Source organism: Bradyrhizobium sp. WYCCWR 12699 (assembly GCF_032144035.1).
Lineage (GTDB): Bacteria > Pseudomonadota > Alphaproteobacteria > Rhizobiales > Xanthobacteraceae > Bradyrhizobium.
The window spans coordinates 77210-95150 of the sequence record NZ_JAVTJN010000034.1 but is presented as its reverse complement, the minus strand read 5'-3'; the positions used below and the strand labels follow the sequence as shown (position 1 = coordinate 95150).

The 17941-nt window shown below is 63.8% G+C and carries 17 protein-coding genes; 6 read left to right on the top strand and 11 right to left on the bottom strand.

Annotated features, from left to right (window positions below):
• Positions 1 to 2: 2 nt before the first annotated feature.
• From RPS27_RS23970 to rfaD, 4 genes are read right to left on the bottom strand one after another with little or no spacing between them, the layout of a single operon-like run.
• Complete coding sequence (locus RPS27_RS23970) at positions 3 to 1916, bottom strand: nucleoside-diphosphate sugar epimerase/dehydratase (RefSeq protein ID WP_313754647.1); 1914 nt, start codon at positions 1914 to 1916, stop codon at positions 3 to 5.
• A 59-nt stretch (positions 1917 to 1975) separates the two neighbouring features.
• A complete protein-coding gene (locus RPS27_RS23965) occupies positions 1976 to 3286 on the bottom strand; it encodes an O-antigen ligase family protein (RefSeq protein ID WP_313754646.1) in 1311 nt (436 codons plus the stop codon).
• Entirely contained in the window at positions 3283 to 4767 is a 1485-nt protein-coding gene (gene rfaE1 / locus RPS27_RS23960) for a D-glycero-beta-D-manno-heptose-7-phosphate kinase (RefSeq protein ID WP_313754645.1), read from the bottom strand. Before rfaE1 ends, RPS27_RS23965 begins: the two co-directional genes overlap by 4 nt.
• A gap of 11 nt (positions 4768 to 4778) precedes the next feature.
• Complete coding sequence (gene rfaD / locus RPS27_RS23955; protein ID WP_313754644.1) at positions 4779 to 5759, bottom strand: ADP-glyceromanno-heptose 6-epimerase; 981 nt, start codon at positions 5757 to 5759, stop codon at positions 4779 to 4781.
• Between the two features lie 156 nt (positions 5760 to 5915).
• On the opposite strand from rfaD, the gene waaF reads away from it, so the two are divergent.
• Positions 5916 to 6986 carry a lipopolysaccharide heptosyltransferase II gene (gene waaF, locus RPS27_RS23950; protein WP_313754643.1) on the top strand — a complete coding sequence of 357 codons (1071 nt, stop codon included), beginning with the start codon at positions 5916 to 5918 and terminating at the stop codon, positions 6984 to 6986.
• Between the two features lie 37 nt (positions 6987 to 7023).
• On the opposite strand, the gene RPS27_RS23945 is transcribed toward waaF, so the two are convergent.
• From RPS27_RS23945 to RPS27_RS23935, 3 genes are all read right to left on the bottom strand, one after another.
• Positions 7024 to 7407, bottom strand: a complete 384-nt coding sequence (locus RPS27_RS23945; RefSeq protein WP_313754642.1) for an XRE family transcriptional regulator — start codon at positions 7405 to 7407, stop codon at positions 7024 to 7026.
• On the bottom strand, positions 7407 to 7703 hold the full coding sequence (locus tag RPS27_RS23940) for a type II toxin-antitoxin system HigB family toxin (protein WP_313754687.1): 297 nt from the start codon (positions 7701 to 7703) through the stop codon (positions 7407 to 7409). Before RPS27_RS23940 ends, RPS27_RS23945 begins: the two co-directional genes overlap by 1 nt.
• A gap of 175 nt (positions 7704 to 7878) precedes the next feature.
• Complete coding sequence (locus tag RPS27_RS23935) at positions 7879 to 8916, bottom strand: glycosyltransferase family 4 protein (protein ID WP_313754641.1); 1038 nt, start codon at positions 8914 to 8916, stop codon at positions 7879 to 7881.
• 126 nt (positions 8917 to 9042) lie between these two features.
• On the opposite strand from RPS27_RS23935, the gene galE reads away from it, so the two are divergent.
• The 3 genes from galE (at position 9043) to RPS27_RS23920 (ending at position 12715) form a co-directional block, all read left to right on the top strand.
• The gene (gene galE / locus RPS27_RS23930; protein ID WP_313754640.1) at positions 9043 to 10056 is read left to right on the top strand and encodes a UDP-glucose 4-epimerase GalE; all 1014 of its coding nucleotides are present in this window, start codon (positions 9043 to 9045) and stop codon (positions 10054 to 10056) included.
• Between the two features lie 118 nt (positions 10057 to 10174).
• Complete coding sequence (locus tag RPS27_RS23925; protein ID WP_313754639.1) at positions 10175 to 11977, top strand: ABC transporter ATP-binding protein; 1803 nt, start codon at positions 10175 to 10177, stop codon at positions 11975 to 11977.
• Between the two features lie 36 nt (positions 11978 to 12013).
• On the top strand, positions 12014 to 12715 hold the full coding sequence (locus tag RPS27_RS23920) for a fumarylacetoacetate hydrolase family protein (RefSeq protein ID WP_028137558.1): 702 nt from the start codon (positions 12014 to 12016) through the stop codon (positions 12713 to 12715).
• 116 nt (positions 12716 to 12831) lie between these two features.
• On the opposite strand, the gene RPS27_RS23915 is transcribed toward RPS27_RS23920, so the two are convergent.
• Positions 12832 to 13290, bottom strand: a complete 459-nt coding sequence (locus tag RPS27_RS23915; RefSeq protein WP_285812729.1) for a YybH family protein — start codon at positions 13288 to 13290, stop codon at positions 12832 to 12834.
• Between the two features lie 163 nt (positions 13291 to 13453).
• On the opposite strand from RPS27_RS23915, the gene RPS27_RS23910 reads away from it, so the two are divergent.
• Positions 13454 to 13996, top strand: a complete 543-nt coding sequence (locus RPS27_RS23910; protein ID WP_313754638.1) for a periplasmic heavy metal sensor — start codon at positions 13454 to 13456, stop codon at positions 13994 to 13996.
• Positions 13997 to 14103: 107 nt separating this feature from the next.
• Here the strand turns inward: RPS27_RS23910 and RPS27_RS23905 are convergent, their stop codons facing one another.
• The 3 genes from RPS27_RS23905 to RPS27_RS23895 all read right to left on the bottom strand — a co-directional run bounded on the left by RPS27_RS23905 (position 14104) and on the right by RPS27_RS23895 (position 16872).
• Positions 14104 to 15033, bottom strand: a complete 930-nt coding sequence (locus RPS27_RS23905; protein ID WP_313754637.1) for an aspartyl/asparaginyl beta-hydroxylase domain-containing protein — start codon at positions 15031 to 15033, stop codon at positions 14104 to 14106.
• A gap of 136 nt (positions 15034 to 15169) precedes the next feature.
• Positions 15170 to 15325, bottom strand: coding sequence for a hypothetical protein (locus RPS27_RS23900; RefSeq protein WP_194403332.1), 156 nt, complete (start codon positions 15323 to 15325; stop codon positions 15170 to 15172).
• Positions 15326 to 15414: 89 nt separating this feature from the next.
• Positions 15415 to 16872, bottom strand: coding sequence for an NAD(P)/FAD-dependent oxidoreductase (locus tag RPS27_RS23895; RefSeq protein ID WP_313754636.1), 1458 nt, complete (start codon positions 16870 to 16872; stop codon positions 15415 to 15417).
• Between the two features lie 161 nt (positions 16873 to 17033).
• On the opposite strand from RPS27_RS23895, the gene RPS27_RS23890 reads away from it, so the two are divergent.
• Positions 17034 to 17711 (top strand): hypothetical protein, encoded by a 678-nt coding sequence (locus RPS27_RS23890; protein ID WP_313754635.1) that lies wholly within the window; start codon positions 17034 to 17036, stop codon positions 17709 to 17711.
• Positions 17712 to 17941: the final 230 nt, after the last annotated feature.

Genomic DNA, 17941 nt, shown 5'->3' with positions numbered 1-17941 from the left:
GGTCAGGCCGCGGTCGACCCGAATTCCGGCACCGCATCTTTCAGGATGGTCCTGATGGTGGCACGGTCCTCGCGCGCGACGGCCTGCTCCAGCGCGGTGATCCATTTGCGCAGCGTCTGCATCGGCGGCTCGTTCGGCTGGGCGGCCATGATGCCGGCAACGCCGATCTCGCGGGTCGGCTCCTCGGAGGCGAACAGGATCTCGTGCAGCCGTTCGCCCGGTCGCATGCCCGTGAACACGATCTCGATGTCATAGCCGGGCTGCAGGCCCGAGAGACGGATCATGCGCTCGGCGAGATCGACGATCTTCACCGGCTGACCCATGTTGAGCACATAGACCGCAACGTCGGGACGCTGCGTGCCGAGCGCGTGCGTGGCCGCGGTGATGACGAGATCGCAGGCCTCGCGGATGGTCATGAAGTAGCGGACCATGTCGGGATGCGTCACCGTCACGGGGCCACCGGCCTCGATCTGGGCCTTGAACTTCGGCACCACCGAGCCGTTCGACGCCAGCACGTTGCCGAACCGGACCGAGATCAATCGCATCGGTGGCCTGGCACCGCCGCTGGCCGCTGCGATGTCGTGATCGAGCGCCTGGCAGTACATCTCGGCGAAACGCTTGGTCAGGCCGAGCATCGACACCGGCTCGATCGCCTTGTCGGTCGAGATCATCACCATGGCTTCGGCGCCGGCGCTGTGCGCGGCATCGGCGACATTGATCGAGCCGAAGATGTTGGTCTTGACGCCCTCGCTCCAGTCGCGCTCGAGGATCGGCACATGCTTGAGCGCGGCGGCGTGGAACACGATATCGGGCTTGAACTCCGCCATCAGGCGCATGATGCGATCGCGATCCCGAATGTCGGCGATCCGCCCCTCGATCTCGGCAACCGCACCCCGGGCGGCGAGCGCTTCCGTGATCGCATAGAGCGCCGGCTCCGAGTTCTCGACGATCAGGAGCCGCGCGGCGCCGAAGGCGACGACGCGCTCGCAGATCTCCGAACCGATCGAGCCGCCGCCGCCGGTGACGATCACCGCCTTGCCGTTGATCAGGGCCTCCAGGCGGGCATAGTCGATCGTCTCGCTCGGCCGCAGCAGGAGATCCTCGACCGCGACAGCCGTGAGCCTCGGCGTGTCGCCGCTCTCGAGCGAAGGCATCCGGTTGACGATCACACCCAGCTTGCGCGCCCGCATCAGGATCGATTCCGGATGCGCCTCCGGCTCGAACGCCGACGGCGTCATCACAAGGCGCGCGATCGGCTTGTTGCGCTTGGCGAAGTCCGCAATGACGTCCTCGATATCGTCGATGCCGCCCAGCACCGGCAGGTTGCGGATGAACTGGCCTCGGTCCGAAAGCGACGGCGACAAGACGCCGACCGGCCAGATGCGCTTGATGGCCCCGCTCTCGATACCGCGCAGCAGCACCTCCGTATCCGCGGCGCGGCCGATCAGCAGCGTCGGCGCGGCCTCATCGGTCCGCGCATGACGCCGCACACGCGTATAGCGGAAATAGCGATAGGCCATGCGCAGCGCGCTGAGGAAGGAGATCTCCAGGAACCAGTAGAGGACGATCGTCACTTTGCCGAGGAAGAAGGCGCCGCGAACGTTGGGAGCAACGAAGATGTAGTCGAGGACGAGCAGGCCAACCGTCAGCACGGTCGCAGCGCGGATGATGTTCAGCGCGTCCGGCAGCGAGATGAAGCGCCATTTCGTCGTGGTCAGGTTCAAGACGAAGAACACGACCACGCTGAAGGCCAGAAAATAGGGCAGGATCTGGAACAGCAGCGGCAAACGGTCGAAGAAGCCGTCGCCCCCTTCGAATCGCACGTAAAAGGCGGCGAAGAGCGCTGCCGTGGTCGCCAGCAAATCGTGGAGCGCGATCAGGAAATTGCGCAAAGTGAGATGCGAAAGACGCGTCATCCGCCGACCGATGAAAACCCAGTTAGATGCAACCTGCCCGCGCTGATAGCCTATCTGGATCAGACTTGCCAGCCGCGCGGCCGGTCAGGAACCGCTTCCCCCATCTTCGCCTCGCCCCGTTCGGCCCGGATCACCATGCCGCCGGCAACGCCGACGCCGATGACGTACATCCAGCCCTCGTGGAAGTCGAACAGATGGGAGTTGAACAGCGAGGTGAAGACGTTCTGCACCACGACCAGGAGCCCGATCCAGTTGGCAAGTCCGTCGCCGCGAAACAACAGCAGGTGCAGGATCCAGATCGCATAGAGAACGGCGACGCCGATCACGCCCCATTGCACGGCAACGTTGAGCGTCTGGTTATGCGGATTGCCGATCACCTCGGCCGAGGCTTTGTTCTGGCCGGCCGGCGCCGCGGCCCTTTCGAACAGGCCGCGCGTCGAGCCCGTGCCGTGCCCTGCGATCGGCGCCTCCGCAAAGAAGCCGAGCGATTTCCGCCAGAATTCGAGCCGCAGGCCCGCCGAGGTGGCCTCGCCCTTCTCGACATAGCGCGTATAGTCGCTGGCAAAGGTGTCAGCGGTCCTGCGCAATTGCGGCGAGGTCTGCCAGGCGATGGCGGCGCCGGCGAGCAGGACCGCGGAGATGACGACGATGCTGCGCCATTTGAGGTGGAGCAGCGCGAACACGCCGAACATGATCGGAACGGTGACGAGCGCGGTGCGCGACACGACGACGAAAACCATGTTGACGAAGAAGCTCAGCGCCAACGCGGTCAATAGTCCCGCGAGCAGGTAGCGCCTTTCACGCAACAGCATCACGACCGGATAGGCCAGCGCGACGGCGCAAAGCGCGAATTCCTGGCTCTGGTCGATGTAGTTCTTGACGAAGATGCCCCGTTCGGGGGGATCGGTCTTGAGCGCGAGGTCCGGGTAGAAGGCGACCAGCCAGGACATCACCGACAACAAGGCGCAGGACACCAGGAAGGCGATGAAGATCCAGTGGGCGCGCGGCGACCGCTCGAAATGATAGAGCAGGACCGGCAGCACGAGCAGCTTGATGGTCGGATTGACGGCATAGAAGCGCGCGCCCCAGGTCGCGTCCGACCAGAGTGCCCCTACCAGCGCGAGCAACACCAGCGCGATCGGGGCCGCGCAGATCGGACGCTTCAAGGATTGCAGGAACGCGCGGACGTCGAGGAACGGCACCATGCAGACCAGCATCAGCGCGTTGAAGATCCCCGCAAGCGAGGTCGACCAGGGCAGCGAGGCTGCGGTCAGGACCGCGAATATATCGACGGTCTCGCGCCAGGCGGCCGGGCTGCGCAGACGGCGAAGCAGCATTTCGCCGGTCGTCTCGCGTGCGAGCACCGTCACTTGCCCCCTCCCCGGGCGCGGTGGACCAGCGCCGTCGTGCTGAAGCCCTGGAGGATGTCGACCAGCACGACCACCCCGCCCGCTTCCTCGACGACCTCGTGGCCGACCACCTGTTCGCGGGTGTAGTCGCCGCCCTTCACCAGCACGCCGGGCTTGATGCGCTTGATCAGGTCGATCGGGGTGTCCTCTTCGAAGACGACGATGAGATCGACGGCCTCCAACGCCGCGAGCACCTCGGCACGCGCGCGCTCGTCCTGGACCGGCCGCTCGGCGCCCTTGAGCCGCCGCACCGAGGCGTCGCTGTTGAGGCCCACGATCAGGCGATCGCAGGCGGCGCGCGCCGCGGTCAGCACTTTGACGTGGCCGGGATGCAGGATGTCGAAACAGCCATTGGTGAAGCCGACGCGCTGGCCCTGCCTCTTCCATTCGGCGAGCTGGGCGTCGAGCGTATCAAGCTCGAGCACGATCTTTTCCTCGGCCGCGAGGCTGGCATGCGGCAGGATCTTTCGGCGCAGCTCGGCCGCACTCACGCTGGCAGTGCCCTGCTTGCCGACGGCGACCGCGGCCGCGGCGTTGGCGATGCGCAACGCCGTGTCCCAGTCCGCGCCGGCCGCAAGCGACACCGCGAGCGCGGCGGCGACGGTGTCACCGGCACCGGAGACGTCGCGCACCTTGACCGGGAATGCCGGGACGTGAACGGCCTCGCCGCTCCGCGGCACCAGCGTCATGCCGTGCTCGCCCTGGGTGACCAGGATCGCCTCGCAATCGGCTAGCCGCATCACGTCCTCGCTGGCATCGACGATGCTTTGCGGGGTATCGGCGCGGCTGCGGGTCGCCTCCGAAAATTCCTTGCGGTTGGGCGTGAGCAGCGTGGCGCCGCGATAGATCGCCCAGTTCAGGCTCTTGGGATCGACGATCACGGGCTTGCCGAGCTTTCGCGCGGCGTCGATGGTGTGGCGGATGACGCGCGCCGTCAGCACGCCCTTGGCGTAGTCCGACAGCAGCACGAGGTCGGCGCGCGCGATTCCCGGCAGGATCGCCTCGATCAGCTTCGTCTCGATCTCATCGGATACAGGCGCCGCCTGTTCCCAATCCGCACGCAGCATGTGCGTGGAAAAATGCTCGGAGACGAAGCGGACTTTTCGCGTGGTCGGGCGCGAGGGATCGCACACCAGCACGCTTTCGATTGCAGCGAGCTCGTCCAGCGCCGTCTTGAGCCGTGCACCGGCATCGTCCTCGCCGACGAGGCCGACGAAAATGCAGTGCGCGCCGAGAGAAGCGACGTTGCGCGCGACGTTGCCGGCGCCGCCGATATGGATCTCGCTGCGCTGGGCCGTGATGACAGGCGTCGGTGCTTCCGGCGAAATCCGCGAGACCTCGCCATAGACGAACTCGTCCAGCATGATGTCGCCGATGCACAGCACCGTGCGGCCTGAGATGGCTTGCGCGAGGGCGTCGAAATCGAGAATGGGCGTCGGCATGGCGTTGGGCCTCAGCGGAAGCGGTCCGGCCGGTCGAGGTAATCCCCGACATAGGCCTTCACCGCGTCCTCGAGCGTCGTGAAGCCGCCGTTATAGCCGGCGCGGTGGAGCCGATCGACCTCACTCTGGGTAAAATACTGATAGGCCCCGCGGATCTGCTCGGGCATGTCGATATATTCGATGTTGGACTTGGTGCCGAGCGCCGCATAGGCAGCCAGCATCAGGTCCCTGAAGCTGCGCGCCTTGCCGGTTCCGACGTTGAAGAGTCCGGACACCGACGGCGTCGCGAGCAGCCACATCACGACGCGCACGACGTCATCGACATAGATGAAATCGCGGCGCTGATCGCCGTCGGCGATGCCCTCGCGATGCGATTTGAACAATTGCACGACGCGGCCGGCCTTGACGTCGTCGAAGCGGCGCGCCAGCACGCTCATCATCGAGCCCTTGTGGTATTCGTTGGGGCCGAACACGTTGAAGAATTTCAGGCCGACACATTGCGGCGGCAGCGGATCGCTGTTCGCACCGCGTGCGGCGACCGCAAGATCGAACATGTGCTTGCTCCAGCCGTAGAGATTCATCGGCCGAAGCTTCTTCAATGCGGGGATCGAGGCGTCGTCGTCAAAACCCGTCTCGCCGTCGCCATAGGTCGCCGCCGAAGAGGCGTAGATGAACGGCACCGCGTTCGCTGCGCACCAGTCGAGGAGGCGCATCGACAAGCGGAAATTGGTCTCGAACACGAGGTCGCCGTCGGTCGCGGTGGTCGCGGAAATCGCCCCGAGATGGATCACGGCATCGAGCTTGCGACCCTTCAGCCAGTCCATCAGCTCGGCCGGCGGGACGATATCCACAAGCTGGCGCTTGGCGAGGTTCCGCCACTTGCCATCGCCGCCCAGCAGATCGCAAACCACGACGTCGCTACGGCCCGAATCATTGAGCGCGGCCACGACATTCGACCCGATAAAACCGGCCCCGCCGGTCACCAGCAACATTCCGAAATCCCTGCCCGATTATTTGCGGCCCAGTCCTGCCGTAGCGCATGAGCCGCCAAAGTGTAAGCGCTTTTGGGATTGAGCGGTTTGCCCGCTTTACGTGCCGGTCGGGAGCGGCTACCGAACCGCCAAAATCATTGCGGCCTCATTTAACGAATGAATCAAAATTCACAACTTAGTGGAGATGCGGACCGGAGCGGCACCCGCCCGATTCTGATCATTCCCTATATGTGGATCGGCGATTTCGTCCGGAATCACACAGTCGTACGGGTCCTGAAGCAGCGCTGGCCGAACCGGCCGGTCGATCTCCTCACCACGTCGCTGTGCGCCCCCTTGGTCGATTACATGCCTGGCGTGCGCGAGGGGATCGTCTGGGACCTGCCGCGCGGCCGCCTCGCCATGGGCCGGCAGCTGGCTTTGGCCAAGCTCCTGCGCGAGCGGAACTACGGTACCGCCCTAGTGCTGCCGCGCACCTGGAAGGCTGCCATCGCGCCTGCCCTGGCCGGTATTCCTGAACGGGTCGGCTTCGTCGGCGAGTTCCGGTTTGGCCTGCTCAACCGCTGGCGCTGGGGCGAAAAGAAACTGCCCCGTTTCATCGACAAGAACGCCGCCCTGGCCCAGCCCGACGGGGCCCCCCTGCCCCCGGAATGGCCGGTACCTCAATTGCGGGTCTCCCCCGAGGAGATCGTCCGCTGGCGGCAGGCCAACGGTCTCAGCACGGGCGCCGCGGTGGCGCTCGCCCCGGGCTCGGTAGGGGCCTCAAAACGCTGGACCTACTATCCGGAAGCCGCCCGGCTCCTGGTCGAGCGCGGGCTGGAGGTCTGGGTGGTCGGCGGCCCCGGGGAAAAGGCCCTCGCCCAGGAGATTGTCGCGGCCGGCGGCGCGGGCGTGCGGGACCTCACCGGCAACGACCTGCGCAACGGCGTGCTGGCCATGGCGGCCGCCGGCGTCGCCATCTCCAACGATTCCGGCCTGATGCACATCGCGGCCGCGCTCGGCACGCCCACTATGGGCATCTTCGGCCCGACCAGCCCCTATCTCTGGGCCCCCCTCAACGGCCTCGCCGCGACCGTGGTGCAGGACAAGGAAGCGCTGTCCTGCCAGCCCTGCCAGAGCACGATCTGCAAGATGAACGACCACAGATGCATGCGGAATATCGCAGCGAGCGAGGTGGTGGCGATTGCGCAGCGGGTGCTGGCTGAGGCGGGGGCGAAGGCGGAGAACTGAGCGTCGCTGGCGAACGCGATCCGCATCGCCAGCACGATCAAGCATGTGCACGCGACAGCTCATATTGAGCCGTCAAAGCGCCAATGGGAATGCTCCATTCCTTGCTGATGGTCCGGATCATATCCAGCGTCAGTGGACGGATGCGATTCAAGACTTCGGACGCCCGATTGCGTCCGATCAGAGCCGCCAATTCTGTCTGCGAGCGCCCCATGGATTCAATTGCGAAATGGAGAACGTCGATGGGATCGCCCCGGGTGGTCGCGAATTGATTATCCTCGTACGCCTTGATGAGTGAGGATAAAACTTCGAAGCGATCACCGTCAGGCGTGCCGGGAGCGGGCTCGGCCTCGAAATAGCGGGATACTTCACCGATAGCCCAATCGTAATCCTGTTCGTTGCGAAGCGGCCTTACGTCCATCATCACACGGTCTCCGCGTCTATTCCGTCGTACTCTGCATGCGTGCCGACAAACTTGATGAGAGCTGTTTTGAACTTGTAGGAGAAGTGAACCACAAGGCGATAATTGTTGCCGCCAATGTCGAAGACGGCTCTGTTGTCGCCAACAAAGTCGATGTTGTCTCCAAACGCTCTCTTCAGGTCTGCGGGGCCGCTCCAGTCACCCCTCGAAACGATTTCGTACCAGGTGCCCAAGGGTTTTTCCGCTTGGGGGTATCGCTCACAAAAGACCTTGAGCGCCCTTCGAGCTATTACGTTCATAGCCATAGCATGTTCCCCATTCGGGATCAACGCAAAATTCCCAAAACGGGAACAAAACTCTGGCGCCAACGACATAAATCCCCAGGTGCTGTTGCCAACCCATTGATTTCCTTATGGCCGCCTACTGTGCATGGGGTTGTTTTCACAGTTTTAGTTTGCGGATGAGGGCGGCAGGTCAGAGCAGCGGCCGATAGACCTCCCCGATCCGAGCCGCTTCCGCATCGAGACTGAACTTTGCGAGCACCCGCGCCCGCCCCCGCTCGCCCATCACTGTGGCCGCAGCAACGTCGCGCATCAGCGGCTCCAATGCCGCCGCCAATGCATCGGCATCGCCGGTCGGAACCAGCACGCCGGTGACACCATCCTCGACCACGAGCTCGGCCGCGCCGGCGCGCGCGGCGACGAGCGCGCTGCCGGCCGCCATCGCCTCGATCAGTGTCAGGCCAAAACCTTCGTTGCGCGAGGTGAAGGCGTAGATCGTCAGCCGCTGATACCAGCGCTGCACATCTTCGATCGGCAGCTCGCCGGTGATGACGATGCGCGATTGCAGGCCGGCGGCCTCGATCCGCTTTTTCAGATCGTTGGCAAAGGGCGTCTGCTCGGCAGTGACCTGACCGACGATGACAGCGGTGAAATCCGGATGGCGCGGCAACAGGCGGCACATCGCATCGACGAACAGATCGGTGCCCTTCTGCGCACGCACGCGGCCGAAGCAGCCGACGGCGTAGCGGCCCGGCAGCGCGGCTTCCGCGAAGGCCGCCGCGCGATCGACCGGCGGCGCGTAGACGTCGGTGTCGACGCCGTGCGGGATCACCGTCGCCTTCACCTTCAGGAACGAAGCCGAGCGATCCGACGTCGCGATGATCGCGTCCATGCGCCGGATCAGCCAGCGCGTGATCCAGCTATGATGCCGCTGCGCCGCCGAGGTGAACACGAGCTTCAGCGGCCAGCCGAGCGCGCGCAGCACGACGCCCGCGATCATCTCGTTGTTGCGCCGTGCGTGCCAGATCAATGGCTGCTTGCGGCGCCATAGCTTGAGAAAATCGGCAACGCCGAGGCGCGCGATGCCCGCCGGCGCGTCGGAGCCGAACCAGGCGGCGCGATACAATTTCGCCAGCCGCGGCGCCACCATCCGGTTGGTCGCGGTGACCCCGGAATAGCGCCTGTGCAGATTTGGCACGATCACTTCGAGATCGCCGGGGGAATTCGCCACGTCACGCTCCGTTTGACAGGCCCCCTATACGCAACATTAAGCATAGTGACCAGTTCGGCCGCCCCGATACCCCCTCTTCACCACGCAGACGTTAGCTTGCGGCGTTGATCGAAGACGGGTGAGATCATGACTGTGCTAGTCACCGGCGGCGCCGGCTACATCGGAAGTCACACGGTCCTCGCGCTGGCGGAAGCCGGCGAAGACGTCGTCGTGATCGACGATCTCTCGACCGGATTTTCCGCGTACCTGCCTGAGGGCGTGCCGCTGTTCATTGGCGATGCAGGCGACGAGAACCTGCTCGAAGGCGTGATCGCCCAGCACAACATCGAAAGCATCATCCATTTCGCCGGCTCCGTCGTCGTGCCGGATTCGATGCGCGACCCGCTCGGCTATTACCGCAACAACTTTATGACCGCGCGCAACCTGCTCAACGTCGCGGTCAAGCGCGGCATCAATCGCTTCATCTTCTCCTCGACCGCCGCCGTCTATGGCAATCCGGACCAGGTCCCGGTGCCCGAGCACGCGCCGACGCGGCCGCTGTCGCCGTACGGCTCGTCGAAGCTGATGACCGAGATCATGCTGCACGACGTCGCCGCCGCCTACGGCATGCAGTACGTGACCTTGCGCTATTTCAACGTCGCCGGCGCCGATCCGCACGCCCGCATCGGGCTGGCCACCGTCGGCGCGACGCATCTGCTCAAGATCGCGGTGGAAGCCGCCACCGGCCAGCGCGCCAAGATCGACGTGTTCGGCACCGACTATCCGACGTCCGACGGCAGCTGCATCCGCGACTTCATCCACGTCACGGATCTCTCGCAGGCGCATCGCTCGGCCCTTGCGTATTTGCGCAATGGCGGCGCCTCGACGACGCTGAATTGCGGCTATGGCCGCGGCTATTCGGTGCTGGAGACCATCGACGCCGTGCGCCGGGTATCGGGCCGCAGCTTCGCCGTGCAATACGCGCCGCGCCGCCCCGGCGACATCATGACCATGGTCGCCGATACCAGCCGCATCCGTGGCCTCCTGGACTGGAAGCCGCAATACGAGGACCTCGAGACCATTGCCGCCCATGCTCTGGCGTGGGAGGACAAGCTGTTCCACGAGCGCCATGGCGAGCTTCGCCACGCCGCCTCGGCCTAGAATCATCCCCAGCGCAAGCCCTTAATTGGGCTTGAAAAACCCCGCTTGAGCGGGCACAGAGGCCCATCGATCCCTGACGCGCGGGCAGGCTTTGTCCTGCGCCGTCAATGGACACCGGATGGCCCAGTTTCCAAAGAAAATCACCGACGATCCCTATGCGGCGATGGCCCTCGTGCGCCGCCTGGTCACGGAACAGGGGATCGTCTACTGGCGGCGCTACCTCGTTGCCTTCGCGCTGATGGCGGCGGCCGCGGGCGCGACTGCGGGCGCGACCTACGTGCTCGGCCAGGTCATCAACCAGGCCTATGTCGACAAGAACATCCCGGGCATCGCGATGTTCTCCGGGATCACGGTGCTGCTGCTCTTCATCAAGGGCGTGGCGACCTACGGCCACATGGTGATCCTGACCAAGATCTCGAACGCCATCCTCGCCACCAACCAGCGCCAGCTGTTCGCAAAACTGATGCGCGAGAGCGTCGGCTTCTTCTCCGAGCGCCATTCCTCCGAATTCCTGGCGCGGCTGACCGCCGGCGCCAAGTCGATCACCGACGTGCTCAACATGCTGGTCAACGCCATTGGGCGCGACCTGTTGATGCTGCTCGCCATGATCGGCGTGATGGTGTGGCAGGACCCCGTCATGTCGTTCATCGGTCTTGTCGTGGTGCCGCCGGCGATGCTGGTGCTGCGCAAGCTCGTCAAGCGCATCAAGGGCCTCGCCTTCAACCAGTTCACCGGCACCGCCGACATCATGGAGACGATGCAGGAGTCGCTGCAGGGCATCCGCACCGTGAAGGCGTTCACGCTCGAAGACACCATGCAGAAGCGCATCGACGAGAACATCGCGATCGTCGAGCGCAATGCCAACAAGATGGCGCGCGTCGCCAACCGCTCCAATCCGTTGATGGAGATGCTCGGCGGCTTCGCGGTCGCGGGCTGCCTGATGTATGGCGGCTACAGCGTGGTCGCGCTCAACGCCACGCCCGGCGCGTTCTTCTCCTTCATGACCGCCTTCCTGATGGCGACCGAGCCGGCCAAGCGGCTGGCGCGGCTCAACATCGATTTGAACAGCCAGCTCGTCGGCGCGCGCATGCTGCTCGAGATCGTCGACAGCCCGGCGAGCGAGCATTCCGACGACGACAAGCCGCCGCTGAAGCTCACCGAGGCGCGGATCGAGCTGCGCGACGTCAGCTTCGCCTATCGCAGCGGCGAGACCGTGCTCAACCGCATGAGCTTCGTGGCCGAGCCCGGCAAGGTCACGGCGCTGGTCGGGCCGTCTGGCGGCGGCAAGTCGACCGTGCTGGCATTGCTCTTGCGTTTCCACGAGGTGACGCAGGGCGATATCGTGATCGACGGCCAATCGATCGGCGCGGTCTCGCGTAAGTCGCTGCGGTCGCAGACCGCTTATGTCGGCCAGGACGTCTATCTGTTCCGCGACACCATCCGCAACAACATCGCCTTCGGCAAGCCGGGCGCGAGCGAGGACGAGATCATCGAGGCGGCGAAGGCGGCCTGCGCGCACGATTTCATCATGGGCTTCCCGCTCGGCTACGACACACCGGTCGGCGAGCACGGCACGCAACTGTCGGGCGGGCAGCGCCAGCGCATTGCGGTTGCGCGTGCACTGATCAAGAACGCGCCGATCATCCTCCTGGACGAAGCCACCGCCGCGCTCGATTCGGAGTCCGAGCGGCAGGTGCAGGAGGCGATCGAGCATCTCTGCCAGAACCGCACCACCATCGTAATCGCGCACCGCCTGCACACCATCATGCACGCAGACAGGATCCTGGTGGTCGAGGGCGGCGAGATCGTCGAGCAGGGCCGGCATGACGAGCTGCTCCGCCGCGGCGGCCGCTATGCCTCGTTCTTCCGCCTGCAACACCACGATTCCAGCGCCCTGGCGCCGATCAGCGCAACCGCATAGAGTTCGTTCCACCTCAAGAGCAGCGAGACCCGCTTCATGAACGCCGCCTCCTACGTCATCCCGCTTCCGCCCCAGGCTTCGCTTCCCGTCGTCGGGGAAAGCGGCCGTTATCCGGTGCGCCGCATCTGGTGCGTCGGCCGCAACTATCTCGAGCACATCCGCGAGATGGGCAATGACGAGCGCGCCCCGCCGTTCTTCTTCGCCAAGCATGCCGACATGCTGGTGCCCGACGGCGCCACGATTCCCTATCCGCCGCTGACCAAGGATCTGCATCACGAGGTCGAGCTGATCGTCGCGATGAAGAGCGGCGGCCTCAACATCCCAGCCGACAAGGCGCTCGATCACGTCTACGGCTACGCGGTCGGCATCGACCTCACCCGCCGCGACCTCCAGATCGCCTCGCGCAAGAAGGAGCGCCCCTGGGAGATCGGCAAGTCTTTCGACGGCTCCGCCCCGTGCTCCGCGATCCAGCCGGCCTCCAAGATCGGCCATCCCGCCAAGGGCAAGATCTGGCTCACGGTCAACGGCAAGGAAGCCCAGAAGGGCGACCTCACCGAGCTGATCTGGAACGTGCCAGAGATCATCTGGCAGCTCTCGCAGCAGGTGAAGCTCGCCGCCGGCGACATCATCATGACCGGCACCCCGGCCGGCGTGTCCCAGCTCCAGCCCGGCGACAAGCTCGAATGCGGCGTCGACGGCGTCGGCACGCTGAAGGTCAGCATCGGCCAGCCCGAGTAATTTCGGAGCGTAGGGCGGATTAGCGACAGCGTAATCCGCCACCTTCGCGGCCATCGGTAACGCCGATTGCTGTTCGACTGTAAGGCGGATTACGCTGCGCTAGTCCGTCTTACACGCTACCAGGCCTTCACCGGCCGGTTGGCATAGCTTGCCTGCGGCACACCGCGGTTGAGCGACATGTGCGAATGCACGCACAGCCAATTATCGCCCTCTCTTGAAAACACCATCGTCGCCCGGCCCGGGCGCGGAAATGGGTTGCCATCGGGATGATAGCCCGTGCTTGTCCACGGCGCGATCACCGTGGCCATCGTGCCGTCGGGCGATGCCAGGATCGAGGTCTGGTCGAGCACGAAACGGAAGTCGGCCGTCTTCGGCCAGACATTGTCCCACTGCGTCGAGACCCATTGATCGAGGCCGGGGATGACATCGTTGTGCGTGCCGAAGGCCAGCACGTCCGGATGAAAAAGCGGCCGCGCCGAGGCGTAGTCGACCTCGCGGACATAGCCGGCGAAGGTCTCAAGCCAGCCGCGGAAGAATTGCACGATCTCGGTATTCGCGGTCGGCAAGGAGGCCATCACCTGCTCCACATTCGACAACTCAATCACGGCAATCTTTGTTGCCATGAGCCGGGCCATCCAGCAAGATTTAGCTCCGGGATCACTCGATCGCGATAGGGGTAACTCGCAGCCGGCTCTGATGCTTCGACATCGGCTGGCTCGATTTGATGGAGCCAGAGTCATGAACCGCCTCCTTCTGCTTGCTGCCGCTCTCCTCCTCACCGGCAGCGCAGCCAGCGCACAGTCCAGCCAACCCTATGCCGGTCTGGAAGGGCGCTCCATCAAGACGCTGTCGCAGCAGCAGATCGACGATCTTCGCGCCGGACGTGGCATGGGCCTGGCTCTTGCCGCGGAGCTTAATGGATATCCCGGTCCCAGCCACGTGCTCGAGCTCGGCGATCGCCTCGCCTTGACCGCCGATCAACGCGCCGAGGTCCGGCGGTTGTTCGATGCCATGAAACATGAAACCGTTCCGCTGGGTAACAAGCTCGTCGAACAAGAAAGAGCGCTGGAAGACCTTTTCGCCTCCCGTGCGGTCACATCGGAAACGCTCAAGGCGAGCATCGGAGCCATTGCCGAGACGCAAGGGCAGCTCCGCGAGAGCCACCTCAAATATCATTTGTCGACCGCTGCCTTGCTCGATCAGAGCCAGATGCAGCGCTATGCAGAGTTACGGGGCTATCAGCGTCCCGACAGCCACGCAGGGCACAAGCACCATCATTAGACAATGCCGATCGAGATCAGGCGATCACGGCAGGATAGGCAAAGAACTCCATATCGGCACGATGCAAGGGCGAACCAAGCTATGCTGATCCGCCCTCCTGCAGCGTTTCAATTCAGTGCCGAATATACGATGAGGCCGAGGATCAGCGCCGTCAGCGAGTATTTCAGCGTGTAGTAGACGTTGCGGTTCCACTCCTTGACCTTGCGGCTCGCAAGATGGATCTCGTAGAGCTTGCCGAACACCTTGTTGAGCACGCCGACATTCTCACCCTCGACGTTCTGGGTCGCCGACGCCTTGACGATGTGATGGCTGACCCAGCGGTTGATCGCGGTCATGAAGCCGAACTTCATCGGGCGCTCGACGTCGCAGAATAGGATGATGCGATTGACGTCGGTCGCATTCTCGGCGCTGTGGATGAAGGTCTCGTCGAACATGAAGGCCTCGCCGTCGCGCCAGACGCATTCGACGCCGTCGACCAGGATGCGGCACTTGTTCGAGTTCGGCGTGACCAGGCCAAGGTGATAGCGCAGCGAGCCGGCGAAGGGATCGCGGTGCGCGCCGAGCTTGCCGCCCGGCGGCAGCATCGCGAACATCGCGCCATGCACGCTCGGGATCGACTTGAGCAGCTCCACCGTCTTCGGGCACAGCGTGTTCGCCGAGGGCAGGAAGTCATCATACCATTTCAGGTAAAACCGCTTCCAGCCGCTCTTGAAGAACGAATAGAAGCCCCAGTCGTTATTCTTGGCGGCGGCGCGAATGAAACCCTCGTCGAACAGGCGCACGGCCTCGTCGCGGATGGTCTCCCAATTCTCGCTCAGCGGCTTCAGCTCCGGAAACTGCCCGACCGAGATCACCGGCTTGTTCGGCACCGCCGAGCCCGCATACATCAGCACATTGTAGGGTGCCAGATAGGTCGAGTGATCGCCGAGCTGGCGCGCAAAGCGCAGCCGCTGCTTGCCGCGGAAGTGGACGTAAATCGTCGAGGCCGCAAGCACATAAAGAATGACGAGTTGCGGCGCAAAAAGCTGTTTCAACATTTCCCCGTTCCCCAGTGAACCCAGCCGGGACGTCATCTACTCCGGCCGAACGGGCGCGACAAGATGCTCACCGTTGGGTTGCGTTCACACTGGAGAGAGCGGACGAAGGAACCTGGCGTCGGCCGATCGAGCCAAATCAGGTCCGGGACAGCGCCTGGAGGCCCTTGAAGGTCAGGCGCTTGGGGTCGGTGACGCCAGCCTGATAGAGACGGCGGATGAAGGCGACGACGGCGTCGCGGTCGCAATCGGTCAGCGCGACGACGGCGTCGACTGCGATTCTCTGGGCTTCCATTGGGCTTACCTCGGCCTTGCGAGTAACCCCGGCCGAGACAGGCTAGGACTGATCCGTAAATCCGGCGTTAACCGTCCGGGTCACAGCCGTCAGGAGTATCGCATCACGCCATCGTCGATGCGGCCGAAGCGCAAGGTGACGATGTCGAGCGCGTAGTTCTGATACAGCCGCCACGGCTGCTTGGAGCCCTGCTTCGGCATCTTGGCCACCGAGCGCTGCACATAGCCCGAGGTGAAATCGAGCGAAGGCTGCGCGGTGATGGCGGGGTCGTCATTGTGCGGCATGCACTGGCGGAAATTGTGCCGGTCCATGTAGTTGATGAGACGGCAGACATATTCGCAGGTGAGATCGCATTTCAGCGTCCAGGACGCGTTGGTGTAGCCGAAGGCCGAGGCCATGTTCGGCACGTCGGCATACATCATGCCCTTGTAGGTCAACGTCTTGGCGAAATCGACGACCCGGCCGTCGACACTGACCTCGAGGCCGCCGACGACCTGGAGCACCAGCCCGGTCGCGGTCACGATGATGTCGGCCGCAAGCTCGCTTCCGTCCTTCAGGCGGATGCCGTCATGCGTGAACGTGTCGATCTCGTTGGTCACGACGCTGGCGCGCTGCTCGCGGATCGCCTTGAAGAGGTCGCCATCGGGCACGAGGCACAGCCGCTGGTCCCAGGGATTGTAGCGCGGCGTGAAATGGGTCGCGACATCGTAGTCGGGGCCGAGCGCCATCCGGACGCCACCGAGGATCAGGTTCTTCACCTTGTCCGGCCGTCGCCGGCTGAGCTGGAAGAAGAACATCCCCCACATCACGTTGCGCCAGCGGATCAAATGATAGGCCAGCCGCGCCGGCAGATTGCGGCGCAATTTGTCGGCGACGGGATCCTGCGCCGGCCGCGACACCACATAGGTCGGCGAGCGCTGCAGCATGGTGACCTGCGCGGCCTTCTTGGCGAGCTCCGGCACCAGCGTCACCGCGGTGGCGCCCGAACCGATCACGACGACGCGTTTTCCCGCATAGTCGATGTCCTCGGTCCATTTCTGCGGATGCACGATGCGGCCGGCGAAATCACTGGCGCCCTTGAACTCCGGCGTATAGCCCGCCTCGTATTTGTAATAGCCCGAGCACATGAACAGGAAATTGCAGGTGAAGCGCACGAGCTCGCTCGCGCCCTCGCCCGTGATGCGCTCGGCTTCCACCGTCCAGCGCGCGTCCGGCGTCGACCACGATGCGCGCTTGACGCGATGGCGGAAGCGGATGTGCTTGTCGATGCCGTTCTCGGTCGCGGTCTCGCGCACATAGTTCAGGATCTGCGGCCCGTCCGCGATCGCCTTCGGATCGGTCCACGGCTTGAAGGAATAGCCGAGCGTGAACATGTCGCTGTCGGAGCGGATGCCGGGATAGCGGAAGAGGTCCCAGGTGCCGCCGATGCAGTCGCGGCCCTCCAGAATGACGTAGCTTTTGCCCGGGCATTTGGTCTGGAGATGATAGCCCGCGCCGATGCCGGACAGGCCGGCACCGACGATCAGCACGTCGAAATGGTTTGCCATGACGTTTCTCCTCGACGGCGCCGATAGCACATCAGATGACATAATAGCGCAGCCACGCAAGGGAAGGCAGTGTTGACGGTCCCGTAGCGCCGACTACTATAGGTGGTCTTTTGCCTACACACAGTCTTTGATTTTCAATTCATAATCTGGTGGGGGGCTTCATGTTTGGCAGCAACGTGTTGGATATCGCGATCGGCCTGATTTTCACTTTTCTGACCGTCAGCCTGATCGCCAGTACGGTCACGGAGGCACTGTCCTCGGCCATGTCCTGGCGGGCGAACACACTGTTCGAAGGCGTCAAGAAACTCTTGAACGATCAGAACTTCACTGGGCTGGCAGTGGACATCTACAACCACGGCCTGGTGAACAGTCTTTCGAGTGGCACTGCAACCGCTGGCACCAGTCCGCCGATCAAGCCGTCCTACATCGATCCGAAGCTGTTTGCGTCCGCCCTGACCGACGTGGTCAACCTCAACCCCGCCCAGACGCTCACCGAGCTGAAAGCGAGCATAAGCACGGTTCAGGATCAGCAACTGAAGGACGTTCTCAACGGAATCGTCGACCGCACGAACGGCAATTTCAGTCAGGTTCGCGATGAGATCGCCTCCTGGTTCGATCAAAGCATGGAGCGGGTCTCGGGCTCGTACAAGCGCAAGACACAACTATGGTCGCTCATCATCGCTTTCGTTGTCGCGGTCGCGTTGAATATCGACACGGTCAAGATTGCCGCGACGCTCTGGGATCAGCCGATGTTGCTCAAGGGTATTTCGCCTCAGCCTGGCGCGACTGCGCAACAGGCACTTGCGCAATTGGAACAGCTTAAGCTGCCTTTCGGCTGAAGCAACGGCGCCCTTGGCAATTTCTTCACGGGCCTGAACTGGGCCTTCGTCATCCCGGGATGGCTCATCAGCGCGATCGCCGCGCTGTTCGGCGCGCCATTCTGGTTCGATACGCTGCAAAAATTCGTGCAATTGCGTGGCACCGGGCCCGACCAAAAGAAGCAATCTTGACCGGCTTGCCGCCTGCGGGCCCCGCATAGAGCAATGGCCGGGCTTGCGCCCGGCCATTG

Bases quoted from the DNA above. Each gene is read 5' to 3' on its own strand.
- rfaE1 (WP_313754645.1), bottom strand. From the start codon at position 4,767: ATGCCGACGCCCATTCTCGATTTCGACGCCCTCGCGCAAGCCATCTCA.
- waaF (WP_313754643.1), top strand. From the start codon at position 5,916: ATGAATCAAAATTCACAACTTAGTGGAGATGCGGACCGGAGCGGCACC.
- RPS27_RS23945 (WP_313754642.1), bottom strand. From the start codon at position 7,407: ATGATGGACGTAAGGCCGCTTCGCAACGAACAGGATTACGATTGGGCT.
- RPS27_RS23910 (WP_313754638.1), top strand. From the start codon at position 13,454: ATGAACCGCCTCCTTCTGCTTGCTGCCGCTCTCCTCCTCACCGGCAGC.
- RPS27_RS23890 (WP_313754635.1), top strand. From the start codon at position 17,034: ATGTTTGGCAGCAACGTGTTGGATATCGCGATCGGCCTGATTTTCACT.
- RPS27_RS23905 (WP_313754637.1), bottom strand. From the start codon at position 15,033: ATGTTGAAACAGCTTTTTGCGCCGCAACTCGTCATTCTTTATGTGCTT.
- RPS27_RS23915 (WP_285812729.1), bottom strand. From the start codon at position 13,290: ATGGCCTCCTTGCCGACCGCGAATACCGAGATCGTGCAATTCTTCCGC.
- rfaD (WP_313754644.1), bottom strand. From the start codon at position 5,759: ATGTTGCTGGTGACCGGCGGGGCCGGTTTTATCGGGTCGAATGTCGTG.
- RPS27_RS23940 (WP_313754687.1), bottom strand. From the start codon at position 7,703: ATGAACGTAATAGCTCGAAGGGCGCTCAAGGTCTTTTGTGAGCGATAC.
- galE (WP_313754640.1), top strand. From the start codon at position 9,043: ATGACTGTGCTAGTCACCGGCGGCGCCGGCTACATCGGAAGTCACACG.
- RPS27_RS23920 (WP_028137558.1), top strand. From the start codon at position 12,014: ATGAACGCCGCCTCCTACGTCATCCCGCTTCCGCCCCAGGCTTCGCTT.
- RPS27_RS23970 (WP_313754647.1), bottom strand. From the start codon at position 1,916: ATGACGCGTCTTTCGCATCTCACTTTGCGCAATTTCCTGATCGCGCTC.
- RPS27_RS23925 (WP_313754639.1), top strand. From the start codon at position 10,175: ATGGCCCAGTTTCCAAAGAAAATCACCGACGATCCCTATGCGGCGATG.
- RPS27_RS23900 (WP_194403332.1), bottom strand. From the start codon at position 15,325: ATGGAAGCCCAGAGAATCGCAGTCGACGCCGTCGTCGCGCTGACCGAT.
- RPS27_RS23895 (WP_313754636.1), bottom strand. From the start codon at position 16,872: ATGGCAAACCATTTCGACGTGCTGATCGTCGGTGCCGGCCTGTCCGGC.